The following is a 12,215-nucleotide window of genomic DNA, read 5'->3' on the forward strand; positions in this document are numbered from 1 at the left end:
GCCCGGGAACGTGCGGATCGCTGTGAAAAGCGCTCCGCACGGAGGCGCGCCGCGAGGCGCTGTATTACCTGGTGCTTTGAAGCTTAGATCTTGCCGATCAGGTCGAGCGACGGCGACAGCGTTTCTGCGCCCGGCGTCCACTTGGCGGGGCAAACTTCACCCGGGTGAGCCGCGATGTATTGCGCAGCTTGAACCTTGCGCAGCAGTTCACCTGCGTCACGGCCGATGCCGTTGTCGTGCACTTCGCACAGCTTGATCTCGCCTTCCGGATTGATCACGAACGTGCCGCGCAGTGCCAGGCCTTCTTCTTCGATCAGCACGTCGAAGTTGCGCGAGATGGCGAGCGTCGGATCGGCGATCATCGGGTACTTGATCTTCTGGATCGTGTCCGACGTGTCGTGCCATGCCTTGTGCGTGAAGTGCGTATCGGTCGACACGCTGTAGATTTCGACGCCAAGCTTCTGGAATTCGGCGTAACGATCAGCCAGGTCGCCCAGTTCGGTCGGGCAAACGAAGGTGAAGTCAGCCGGGTAGAAAACGAAAACCGACCACTTGCCCTTCAGGCTTTCTTCGGTGACGGTCACGAATTCGCCATTGTGAAAAGCCTGCGCCTTGAACGGTTTGACTTGACTATTGATGATCGGCATTTTGCTGAGTCCTCTTTCTGGGTGGTTGGAAAGTGGAGTCAGTATGTCAGACGACGCTTAATAGGTAAAGCGGATTGTTTTAATGATTGCGATAGCTTAACGCTATTTATTCTGTTTCCTGAAACTATCGCAACCGGTCAATCCTTCATGAGTCGCCACAGCGTCGTGCGGCCGATTCCCAGCGCCCGGCTTGCCGCGGCGCGGTTGCCGCCGGCCGCCTCGAGAGCTTGAAGAAGCTCCGCCCGAGTCGGCGTGGCGTGGCTGGGCGTAGGGATTATCGCGGAAGCCGACGCACGAGCCAAACCCGCCACCGGCTCGACAGCCCCCGACGAAGGCGGCGCTTGCCGCCCCATCCGCTCAAACTCCGGAAACATGGCCCGGAGATCCTGCAACGCCTCGCCGGAACCGTCGCTGAGATAAATCGCCGCACGCGCGAGCAGATTTTCCAGCTCCCGAACGTTGCCGGGCCACGCATAGTGCTCGAACAATGGCGCGAGGAACGCCAACGCCCGTTCGATCGCCCGCTCCGCCAAACCGTATTGGAGCGCGCCGCGGCTTAACAAGTGCCGCGCCAGTGGGGCGACGTCGCCGCGCCTGTCGCGCAGTGGCGGCAATTCTATCTGAAGCAGGTTAAGACGAAAATACAAATCCGCGCGAAACGCGCCCTCCTCGACGAGCGCGTGCAGATCGCGATGGGTCGCCGCGATCACCCGCACGTCGATCGGCGTGGCGCGCCCGGAGCCGAGTTTCATCACCTCGCGCTCCTGCAACACTCGCAGTAGACGACTTTGCAGCGCCGCGGGCATTTCGCCGATTTCGTCGAGAAAAATCGTGCCGGTATGGGCGATCTCGAACAGGCCCAGCTTGCCGCCGCGTCGCGCGCCAGTGAATGCGCCCTCTTCGTGGCCGAACAGTTCGCTTTCGATCAAACCCTCGGGGAGCGCCGCGCAATTGAACGCGACGAACGGATTGCCCCGCCGCCGGCTGGCGTTGTGAATCCCTTGCGCGACCAGCTCCTTGCCGGTGCCGCTCTCGCCGGTCAGCAGCACGGTAGCGTCGTGCGCGGCGCCTGCCCGCGCAAGCCGCCGCACGCGGGCGAGCGCCGCGGAATCGCCGATCAGATCGTCGAGGCGATGCCGCGCGACCAGATGCTTCGGCCGCTGGCTCGTGCGCAGCGACCGGTCGATGCGCTGCGCGACCAGCGCGTCCTGCACCGTCACCACCGAGCCGGAGCGCACGCCCTGCTCGAGAATCGGCACGCAGTTGACGATCAGCGCCCGGCCGCCAATCTGCTCGATGCGCTCTTCGACCGGCGTGTCGTTGTCGAGTGTTTCGCGCAGCAGCGGGCCGACCGCGCCGCTCAGTTGCGCGGCCACGTCCTGATCGCGCTCGAGACCGAGCAGGTCGAGCATCGCCGGGTTGACGGCTTCGAGCTGGCCGGCGTCGTCGAAAGCGGCTACGCCGTCGCGCAGATGGGCGACGATCGTATTCAGGCGCACGCGCTTCGATTCCTTCTGGCGGCTTACGCGCGCCAGTTCGACCGAGCGCTCGAACGCCTCTTCGACGGCGCCGAGCGAATACAGAAACACGCTTTGGAGCCCGGCCTGCTGCGCGACGTCGCAGGCCATGCCCGGGCCGATGATGACGCCGCAGCCTTCCGCGGCGAGGCCCGCGACGGCGAGCCGGACTTCGTCGACGGAACGGTAGGCGCGCTGTTTCAGGCCGACCTTGAGCCAGCCGCTCAAGTCCGCGAGTTCGTGCGAGATCGTTTCGTGCAGGATCAGCCCGATCTGCTGGCCGGGCCACGCGGACGTAGCGCGCGTGATCGCGCTCAGCACGTCGAAGCCGTTCACTTTGACCATCACGACCGGCACGTTCAGGTTGTCGCGCAGGTACGCGCCGTTCGAGCCGGCGGCGAGGACGACATCGACGGAACCAGCGTCGACGTGGGCCTGCAACGCCGTCACCGCCGCGCCATAGCCTTCGCGCACTGGAAAGAAACGGGCGCGGCCGGCGTAGCGTGGCGCGACCGCCTCGCATAACGACTGCAAGCGGCTGATGCTGACCAGCGCGACGCCGGGGCGAGCGGCGTTCGGATTGTCGAAAGACGAAGAAAAGGTGGACACCGCGATGCTCCTACCGGACTGAAACCCGAAACCTGAAACCCAAAACCCAAAACCCAAAACACATCAGAACGTTCCACGGAACGTTTCATGAAACACTTCCGGCATTCTGCCATGAGTGCCCGACTCCGCGCTCACGCCGCCTAAGCTTTTGATTAGCCGACACCAATCGCGCACGAGCATCGATTGGCATACTTCCTGCAAAATCGGGTCACCGCCCAAGCGGCCCGACCGCCCACGCACACTTCCACCCACGGAGACATCCATCATGAGCACCTCTTCCGCAACCCGTCGCGCCGCCTTCCGCGCAAAAGTCAACGAACGCCGCGGCCTGCTGGTGCCCGGCGCGTTCAACGCGATGAGCGCACGCGTGATCGAGGACGCCGGCTTCGAGGCGATCTACATCACGGGCGCGGGCGTCACCAATATGTCGCTCGGCCTGCCCGACCTCGGCTTCATCGGACTTGCCGAAGTCGCCGAACACACCGCGCGAATTCGCGACGCGGTCGCGCTGCCGCTGATCGTCGACGCCGATACCGGCTTCGGCAACGCGCTGAACGTGCGCCAGACGGTGCGCGTGCTCGAGCGCAGCGGCGCCGACGTGATCCAGTTCGAAGACCAGATCATGCCGAAAAAATGCGGCCACTTTGCGGGCAAGGAAGTGGTGAGCACGAGCGAAATGGTCGGCAAGATCCGCGCGGCCGTCGACGCTCGCGAAGACGGCAATCTGCAGATCATGGCGCGCACGGACTCGGCCGCAGTGCACGGTATCGAAGACGCGATCGAGCGCGGCCATCGCTTCATCGAGGCCGGCGCCGACATTCTGTTCATCGAGGCGACCGAATCGCTCGCCGACATCGAACGCCTGCCCGCGCTGTTCGACACGCCTCAACTGATCAACATCGTGATCGGCGGGAAGACGCCGGTGCAGTCGCGCGAGGCGCTCGCGAAACTCGGCTATGGCGTCGTGCTGTACGCGAATGCCGCGCTGCAAGGCGCGGTGCTAGGCATGCAGCGCGCGCTCGGCACGCTGAAGAACAATGGCCGCCTCGACGAAGATGCGAGCCTCGTCGCGCCGTTCAGCGAACGCCAGCGCCTCGTCAACAAACCGCTGTACGACAAGCTCGATCGCGAATACGCCGCAAAGGATTGAGCGACGTTCGGCGCTGCGCGGCCTCACGCCGGCGTGGCACCGCCACGTCGCCACGAAAATACGTGGTTTGCGGCATACCTTGCGGCATGCCGATTGCACCGCTCATGCCGAAAGCGATGCTATGACGCAGAGGCGTGCGTTAGGATTGCGGGTTGGCGGCGCCCGGCATTTCGATGCGGGCGCGTCGCGCCGCCAGCCAGGTCACTCCGGCCGCGTTCCGCTTGCACCGGGCCAGGGAACGCGAGGAACATGCTTTCAAAAGGTAGTCGCAAACCCATGAAGTCAACATCGTCTCGCGTCGCGCTCCGCCGCCTCTGCGCCCTTAGCGAACCATGCTGCCGCGCAATGAGGACCGCATCATGACTGACGGCGCGGCGCGTAATTCACACGTCGGCTGGCTGCCGTACATCGTCGCGGCCACCTTCTTCATGGAGTATCTCGACACGACGGTGATCGCCACGGCATTGCCGCAAATGGCACACTCGTTCGGCGTCGGGCCGAACAGCCTGAGCCTCGGGATGACGGCTTACATGCTGGCGCTCGCGATTTTCATTCCGGCGAGCGGCTGGGTCGCCGACCGCTGCGGCTCGCGCACCGTGTTCTTCAGCGCGATCGGTGTGTTCACAGTGGCGTCGGTGTTGTGCGGGTTGTCACAGAACGTCGTCGAATTCACGGCCGCGCGGCTGCTGCAGGGCATGGGTGGCGCGATGATGGTGCCGGTGGGCCGCCTGATCGTCGTGCGCAGCACCGAGAAGAGCCGCATGATGCAGGCGATCTCGACCATCACCTGGCCCGCGATCGCCGCGCCGGTGATCGGGCCGCCGGTGGGCGGGTTCATCACGACATACGCGTCGTGGCGCTGGATCTTTCTTCTGAACGTTCCGTTCGGTCTTGCCGCAATGGCCATCGCGCTCGTGCTCGTGCCGAACCTGCGCGGCACCGAACGCAAGCCGCTCGACGTGGTCGGCCTGTTGCTGAGCGGCACGACGCTGACAGCGATCCTTTATGGCGCGGAACTGGCAAGCCAGCCCGGCGAGAGTCCGTGGGTCGCGGGCGCGTTCATTCTCGGCGGGCTGATCGTCGGCGCGGTGGCATTCCAGCACGCAAAGCGCCATCCGCACCCGTTGATCGACGTGTCGACGCTGAAAATCCCGACGTTTTCAGTCACCGTGGTGACGGGCTCGTTCACCCGCATCGGCATCGGCGCGGTGCCGTATCTGATGCCGCTGCTGTTCCAGGTCGGCTTCGGGCTGTCCGCATTCAAATCGGGTCTGCTGCTGCTCGCGAGCGCGCTCGGCAATCTCGGCATGAAGGCGCTGACCACGCGCATCCTGCAACGTTATGGCTTCCGCATGGTGTCGATCGTCGACGTGACGGTGGCGGGCATCTTCATCATCGCGTGCGGATTGCTGACGCCGAACGTGCCGCTCTGGCTGGTGCTGTTCGTGGTGTTCGTCTACGGCGTGGCGCGCTCCATGCAATTCTCGACGCTGGCGACGCTCGCTTACGCCGACGTCGCGCAAGCCAAGATGAGCGCGGCCAGCACGTTGTGGAGCGCCGCCGCGCAAATGACGATCGGCCTCGGCATCGCATTCGGCGCCGTCTCGTTGCGCGCTGCGGCGGTCTTCAACGGCGAGACGACGGGCCAGGTATTCTCGCTCGACGACTTCCGGCTCGCGTTCCTGTTCGCGGGCGTGTTGACGCTGGTTTCCGTATTCGGCTACGTAGGCCTCGCACGCAATGCGGGACAAAGCATCGGCGGTGGGTCGCGCGGCACGGAAAACCCGGTGAAGGGTTGATTCAAAGCGATTGCGGCGAGCACGGCAAAGTGCTCGTCGCACTCTCAATCACGCGCCCGCCACCCTCAACCGTAAGCGCGTTCGCGCATCCACTTGGTCATGATCCACTTGTCGCCCTGAAGCACCGGCGCGCCGCCATGCAACGTGAGCGGATCGAGTTGACGCTGGCCGTTCATATAGCGGAAATACACCGCGCCCCCCTTCTGCGCCGCGACCGACAAACCCGCTTCCGGGAAAATCGTTTCGCCGCCGCCGGGCACGTCGTTCAGATAGATCACGAGCGTCGCCACGCGCTGGCCGCCCTGCGCAGTGTGTACCGCGCTGCCGGGCTGATCGGGTGGAAAGTAGTCGAAATGCGGGCGATACTCGCCGGTCGTGCCGTAATGCAGAATCTGCAACCCTTCGCCGTTTTCGACCGGCCAGTTCATCAGACTCGAAATGCGCCGATCCAGCAGTTCGATGAACGAATCTTCGCCGCGTTGGTACCAGATGCCTTCGCTGGTCCGGTTACGGATCACGTCTTCTTTGCCCGTTGCCGGATTAACCGTGGTCGATCGTTTCAGCCGATGACGCGAACGCTCGATCATTTCACTGCACTCATCGGCCGACAATACATCCGCGAACACGATCAACTGCGGCCGCTCGCTGCGCATCAGCACGCGCACGTCGCGATCGTGAGCGCGAATCACGTTGCCGCTTGCCACCGGCGATTCGTCGTATTGATAGGTTTGCGGCGCTGGTTTGGCCAGCACTGCTTCAGTGGCCGCGGTGGCCCCAGTGGCCGCAGTGGCCGCAATCGAAAGCGGTACGCCGAACGCCTTGTGCACCGCCGCGCGCGCGGCCTCCGTGGCGAAACCGGCCTGCACCATCGCATCGGTCATCGAATCCATACTGCAACCGCGCGCCACGTTGCTACTCAGCCATTCTTCCCATTCGGCATCCACTACTGGCATAGCACTCCCCGTCGATCGGTGTGATGACATGCTGCATCAACGATCCGGATCATGGCAAGGGGGACGTGCGCGTTCAGGCGCGGCCCTGTTTGTGCCGATAGCCTGCGAGGCCCCTTCTCGCCTGCGCGCGGATCGCGCGTTGCACGAGCGGCGACCAGCCCAGCAATGTGCCGCGCACGCCCAACGCCTGGCGCATCCAGCCCCACACGTCGAAGCTGTCGTGATGTTCGGCGATGCGGCCGTCGCGGAACACGAAACGCGCGTCGATCCGGTTGACCACCGCGCGGCCCGTTTGACTGAACAGATAGCTCGCGACCCAATGCGCGCGGCCGCGCTGCTCGTCGGCTTCGACGCCGTCGAAAGTCAGCGAAAAATCCTGCGCACGCGCAACCAGCATGCGCCACATGTCGCGTGCCTCCTCGCCGTGCAGTTTGCCGAAGACGGGGTCGCTGAAAAGGACGTCGTCCGTGTAGCAGGCGGCCATGGTTTCAGCGTCGCGCCGCTGGAAAGCGGCGTAGAAGCGTTCGATGAGTTCGGTGTTGGGATGGCTCATTGTTCGTCGTTATTGTGTGTTGCCCGGTTCCGGAAACGGTCGCTAAGGGCAGCTTAAGCAGCCCTTAGCGACCGTGCCGCACACGATATAGGAAAATGGCCTCGATGTGGGTGCGTCGTGGCCCGTGCTTATCCGTTCGACGCGATGCTACGGTTGTCCGCTCTTTCACGCCTGCCGCCGAGCATCCACACACCCGCCGCGATCGACGCCGCCGCGACCGCCGCCAGACCTAGCGCCGCGGCAAAACCACTGGCGAAACTCGCGTGCGCAGCGCCAATCAGCGTGTCCCGCAGCGCGAGCGGCAAATGCGCGGTCGCTTGCGCGGTGTCGCCGGCGAGCACGCGCGACATGAATCCCGCCTCGAGCGCGGCTTTGACATCCGGCGTCTGCGGCGTGTCCGCCACGAACGCTGCGTGCGTGCGGGCCGCGAGTACCGCGCCGAGCACGCCGACCGACATCACGATGGCCGTGAAACGCGTCGTCGTGCTGATGCCCGACGCCATTCCGGTTCGATGCGGCGGCACGCACGCCATGATCGCCTTTTGCGTGTCGCCGTTCAGGATGCCCGCGCCGAGCCCCGTCACGATCATGCCGAGCGCGACCAGCGTGTAGCGCGCGTCGCCGGCCACCAGTGCGGTGAGCAGATTGCCGGCCGCGATCAGCAGCAAGCCCGCCGCCAGCAGCGCCATGCTCGACAAGCGCTTCGCGAGCGCCGCGCCGACATACGGGCCGACCACCATCGCCAGCGCGAACGGCAGCATGCCCACGCCCGCAACGACCGCCGACAAACCGAACGAGTTCTGCAGATACAGCGGCAAGAACGTCATCATCACCTGCGCGCAGGCCGCGTAGCCGAACATGGCGAGCACCGCGGCGACGAACCTCGGCTGCCGGAACAAGGTCAGATCGACCATCGCATGCGCGCGGGCACGCTGTATCTGAACGAATACGCCGAACAGCAGCGCGCTCGCGGCCAGCTTAACGCCGGTCGCCCAACTCGCGAGGCCGTCGACCGGCACTTCGATCAACGCCCAGATGCCGAGCGCCAGCGCGAGGCCGAACAGCACGCTGCCGGCTACGTCGAGCGGTCCCGGCTGCGGATTGCGCGACTCGCGAATCGCCCGCGACGCACACCACGCCAGCACCGCGCACACCGGCAGATTGAGCAGGAAAATCCAGCGCCAGCCGAGCCACTGCGTGATCACGCCGCCGACGAGCGGCGCGACCGTCGTCGCGAGTCCCATGCAGGTGCCCCACACGGCCCATGCCCGGACCCGCGCGGGCCCTTCGTGGAAAGTGTTCGCGATCACTGCGAGCGCGGCGGTCAGCAGCATCGCGGCGCCGACGCCCTTCACCGCGCGCGCCACGTTCAGGATCGCCGCCGACGGCGCGGCGCCGCAACCGAGCGACGCCACGAAAAACACGGCGAGCCCGAGCAGCAGCATGCGTTTCCTGCCGACACGGTCGGCCAGACCGCCCGCCGCCAGCAGACACGACGCGAACGCGACCATGTACGCGCTGACCACCCATTCGACGTCGGCGAAACTGGCGTGGAATGAACGCGCGATCGACGGCAGCGAGACGGCGACGACATTGGTGTCGAGCACGATCAGCGCGCAGGTCGCGGACGCAGTGGCCAGCACGAACCCCGCATTGGCGGGCGGGGCCTGATTGACCGGGGTAAAAGGCATACCGGATGACATAAGGAGCCACGTCGAGTCGAGTGAAAGTCGTTCGATGGTAGCCAGACCGCTATTACCTGTCATTGACATAGAATCACAGAATAATTAACTGAAATAGCAATACCGAAGCCGCCATGAGACAACTCGAACTCCGCCATATCCGTGCTTTCGTCTGCGTCACGAATCATCTGCATTTCTCGCGCGCCGCCGACGAACTGGAGATCGCCGCGCCGTCGCTGACCAAGCTGATTCAGGAGGCCGAGCGGCTGCTCGGCGTCCGGCTGTTTCATCGCACCAAGCGCTCGGTTGTGCTGAGCGCCGCGGGCAGCGCCTATCTCGCCGAAGCACTGGCAGCCCTCGAACATCTCGCGCGCGGCGAAGAACGCGCCGGGCTCGCCGAGCGCGGCGAACTCGGGCGGATCGAAGTGGGCTATGTGGCGTCGGCGGTCTACGCGGGCGTGTTGCAACGCGCGGTCGGCGCATTTCGCCGTCTGCATCCCGGTGTCGATATTTCGATTCGCGAGGTGCCGATGGACACCATCGCCGCGATGCTGCGCGACGGCTTGCTCGACGCGGCCTATGTGCGCCCGCCCATGCCGCTCGAAGACGGCATCGAAGCCACGACCGTTCATCGCGACCGCTTCGTGCTCGCGCTGCCCGAAGATAGCGCGCTGGCGGCCGCGCCGGAACTCAAGCCGTCGCAACTGCGCGACCAGTATTTCGTGCTACCGGAACAGGAAGCCGGCACTTTCGAAGTGGCGCGGCGCGGCCGCTTTTCCCCGCGACTCGGGCTGCGCCCCGGCACGCTCGCGGCGGTGCTGGCCTGTGTGTCGCTGGGCGGCAACGTAGCGGTGGTGCCGCACGCACTGGCCGGCTGCATCGCGTTGCCGGGGGTCGTGTATCGCGAGATCGCCGGCAAGCCGATCGCGTCGGAAATCGCGCTCGCCTATCGAAAATTCGAACGGGCACCGGCCGTGCGCGCCTTTCTGGCGTTCGCCAAAAACGGCTGATTCACAGAGCTACCACGCGTGCGCGCCTCTTTCACGCCTAACACTCGAATCGCCTTTCGTTATATTCTGTCGGATATTACGGTAGGCTGGGTCGGCCGCCGCAGCGCGTTTTCCGCCAGTTCAGCCGACACCGCCGAACAGCGACGAAATATCCACACGACATCAGCGAAACAAGCGAGCAGGAGCCAGCAGCAGTGCGCAGTCGAACCACATTGTCCGGACCGCCGGGGCGCCTCGAAGGCCTCCCGAAAGAAATTTCGTCGACCATCGTCGCGGTGAAGTCGTCGTCCGAGCGCGGGCGAGCCGAACTGATTCGCGATGTCGTCGACGCTTACCGGCGCCTTTACGGCAGCGTGCAGCGCTTCGTGTCGATGCTGACCGACGACCAGTTGAACTTCGCATCGGTCGGCACGTCGGGCTCGCATTCATTGAATCAGTTGCTGTCGATTCTGGCCGAACAGGCCAAGGCGACGTCGTTCGTGCGTCTGCGCGATTTGAAGGCGGCAATCGAGGAAGCGCGTTCGGCCGAACAACTGCGCGACGCGATCTTCTCCGACGCGTTCAGCAACGACCTCGCCGCGCTGCGCAAGGTGGTGGCGGAGCTCGAACGTCTTGACACGGTGTTCATCGGCCTCTGTGTCGGCCACGTGCTGGAACAGCATGCGCATCGCGCCGCACAGCTGCCGCCGGCGCGAACGCGAGCCAAACGCGGAGCCCCGCGTGCCGCCGCGGCGCGCAAGTCGAACGCCGCCGCCCCGGCACTGACCGGCTCAAGCGACTGACCCGGCATGTCGCCTATGAATAAGCTGCTGCGTTCATCGTTATATTCCGCGAAACATATCGGCAGCAGGTTGGACACGCCGCGAATGTCCCGCACGTTCGCGCAGCCGACCTGACGCCCGCCCCGGATCGAGATTCTCATGCACACGCCACCGTTTCGTCTCGCTGACACCACGCGCCTCAAGCTCTCCGGCGACGACATCGCCGACACCGGTTTGCGCGTGGCCGACCCGTGCTGCACACCGGCCAAAGTCGCGGTGCAGAACACCAGACGACGCGCGCGCCTCGCCGAACTCGACGGCAATCTGCATTGCTCGATCATCGGCACCTGCCTCAGCACGCATGAGTTGCGCAAACTGGTGCCGAAATTCACGGGGCTCGACCGCCGCGATGCGAGCGATCTGGAGATACACCACTGCGCAGTGGAACTCGCGATCGACGGCGGCGCGGGCGCGAAAGCGCTGCATAAGCTGCTCGACGAGCACTATGCAGCAGCGATCCGCCGCTTCGACAAAGCCGACGACGACGTCGCGCTGCTCGCGCTCTGGGACGAAGCGCTCAGGAACGGCGATATTCCGCCGGCCTATTGGGCGCTGATGACGCATCCTTACGCGACCCTGCATGTCAGACAGAAGGCGTTCGGCGAATTGCACATGCTGTCGCATCTGGTGGGCGCGGCGAATCGCGCCGATATTCGCCGGCTGGTCGCGCTCGAAGCGGAAAACGCCGAGTTGAAGGAAAAAGTGGAACGGCAGCAAAGCCGTCTGCAGGAAATCAGCATGCAGCGCGATGCGACGATCGCCGCACTCAATGCGCAGATCGCGCAGCTCACCGAGCTGGCCACGCGCCGGACGCCGGCCGGCGACGCCGGTCTCGAAGCCGAACTGCAGCATCTGCGTGAGAAGTTGACCGACGCCGACCAGCGCGTCGCGCTGCACACGAGCCGGCGCGAGGCGGCCGAACAACGGGTGCAGCAGGAGCAAGGTGCCGCTGCGGCGCTGCGCAAGAGTCGCGATCAGGCGCTAGCGCAGCTCAAGGTCATGCAAAGCGAGTGCGACGCGCTGGAACAGGCCACCGTGGATGCCGCCGAGGACCTGAACGGCGCGGACACACGCCGCGCGAGCCTCGCCAGCGTGCGCGGCAAAAGAATTGTGTACGTGGGCGGCAGACCGGGTTCGAACGCCGCGCTCAAGCGGCTCGTAGGCGCGGCCGGCGGCGATCTGGTGGTGCACGACGGCGGCGTGGAAGATCGCAAGGGCCTGCTCGCCGCGGCGTTGCCGGGCGCGAATATCGTCGTGTTTCCGGTCGACTGTATCGATCACGACTCGATGAATACGCTCAAGCGGGTCTGCGAACGTCATCAGATCGACTATCACCCGTTGCGTACCGCGAGCGTGGCGAGCTTTGTCGAACTGATGGCGCGTCTGCATCCGGAGCATCTCGCGCAACTCGGCAATCCGCCTGCTTCGGCGTTCTGTCTGCGGCACGGTTGAGCTTAATCTGCTTGACGAAGGG

At 64.9% G+C, this 12,215-nt stretch carries 10 protein-coding genes; 5 read left to right on the top strand and 5 right to left on the bottom strand.

Translation table 11 applies throughout. From position 1 onward, the window contains the following. Window positions 1-83 precede the first annotated feature (83 nt). Window positions 84-647 (bottom strand): alkyl hydroperoxide reductase subunit C, encoded by a 564-nt coding sequence (ahpC, locus tag PQQ51_RS02800; RefSeq protein WP_408494618.1) that lies wholly within the window; start codon window positions 645-647, stop codon window positions 84-86. Between the two features lie 137 nt (window positions 648-784). After that, window positions 785-2,773, bottom strand: a complete 1,989-nt coding sequence (gene prpR, locus PQQ51_RS02805) for a propionate catabolism operon regulatory protein PrpR (protein ID WP_408494620.1) — start codon at window positions 2,771-2,773, stop codon at window positions 785-787. Window positions 2,774-3,038: 265 nt separating this feature from the next. Here prpR and PQQ51_RS02810 point away from each other — a divergent pair, with 265 nt between their 5' ends. Together PQQ51_RS02810 and PQQ51_RS02815 are read left to right on the top strand one after the other, a co-directional pair. Next, window positions 3,039-3,923 carry an isocitrate lyase/PEP mutase family protein gene (locus tag PQQ51_RS02810; protein WP_408494622.1) on the top strand — a complete coding sequence of 295 codons (885 nt, stop codon included), beginning with the start codon at window positions 3,039-3,041 and terminating at the stop codon, window positions 3,921-3,923. A 359-nt stretch (window positions 3,924-4,282) separates the two neighbouring features. Next, complete coding sequence (locus tag PQQ51_RS02815; RefSeq protein WP_408494624.1) at window positions 4,283-5,722, top strand: MFS transporter; 1,440 nt, start codon at window positions 4,283-4,285, stop codon at window positions 5,720-5,722. A gap of 65 nt (window positions 5,723-5,787) precedes the next feature. Here the strand turns inward: PQQ51_RS02815 and PQQ51_RS02820 are convergent, their stop codons facing one another. The 3 genes from PQQ51_RS02820 to PQQ51_RS02830 form a co-directional block, all read right to left on the bottom strand. Then, on the bottom strand, window positions 5,788-6,675 hold the full coding sequence (locus PQQ51_RS02820; RefSeq protein ID WP_408494626.1) for a 2OG-Fe(II) oxygenase: 888 nt from the start codon (window positions 6,673-6,675) through the stop codon (window positions 5,788-5,790). 73 nt (window positions 6,676-6,748) lie between these two features. Further along, on the bottom strand, window positions 6,749-7,228 hold the full coding sequence (locus PQQ51_RS02825; RefSeq protein WP_408494628.1) for a nuclear transport factor 2 family protein: 480 nt from the start codon (window positions 7,226-7,228) through the stop codon (window positions 6,749-6,751). 128 nt (window positions 7,229-7,356) lie between these two features. Beyond that, window positions 7,357-8,919 carry an MFS transporter gene (locus PQQ51_RS02830; protein ID WP_408494630.1) on the bottom strand — a complete coding sequence of 521 codons (1,563 nt, stop codon included), beginning with the start codon at window positions 8,917-8,919 and terminating at the stop codon, window positions 7,357-7,359. Between the two features lie 125 nt (window positions 8,920-9,044). Here PQQ51_RS02830 and PQQ51_RS02835 point away from each other — a divergent pair, with 125 nt between their 5' ends. The 3 genes from PQQ51_RS02835 to PQQ51_RS02845 all read left to right on the top strand — a co-directional run bounded on the left by PQQ51_RS02835 (window position 9,045) and on the right by PQQ51_RS02845 (window position 12,193). Next, the gene (locus PQQ51_RS02835; RefSeq protein ID WP_408494632.1) at window positions 9,045-9,920 is read left to right on the top strand and encodes a LysR family transcriptional regulator; all 876 of its coding nucleotides are present in this window, start codon (window positions 9,045-9,047) and stop codon (window positions 9,918-9,920) included. 194 nt (window positions 9,921-10,114) lie between these two features. Further along, window positions 10,115-10,702 (top strand): hypothetical protein, encoded by a 588-nt coding sequence (locus PQQ51_RS02840; RefSeq protein WP_408494634.1) that lies wholly within the window; start codon window positions 10,115-10,117, stop codon window positions 10,700-10,702. A gap of 138 nt (window positions 10,703-10,840) precedes the next feature. Beyond that, a complete protein-coding gene (locus tag PQQ51_RS02845) occupies window positions 10,841-12,193 on the top strand; it encodes a DUF2325 domain-containing protein (RefSeq protein ID WP_408494636.1) in 1,353 nt (450 codons plus the stop codon). Window positions 12,194-12,215: the final 22 nt, after the last annotated feature.

This window comes from Paraburkholderia xenovorans (genome assembly GCF_046030735.1).
GTDB classification, from domain to species: Bacteria; Pseudomonadota; Gammaproteobacteria; order Burkholderiales; family Burkholderiaceae; genus Paraburkholderia; species Paraburkholderia xenovorans_A.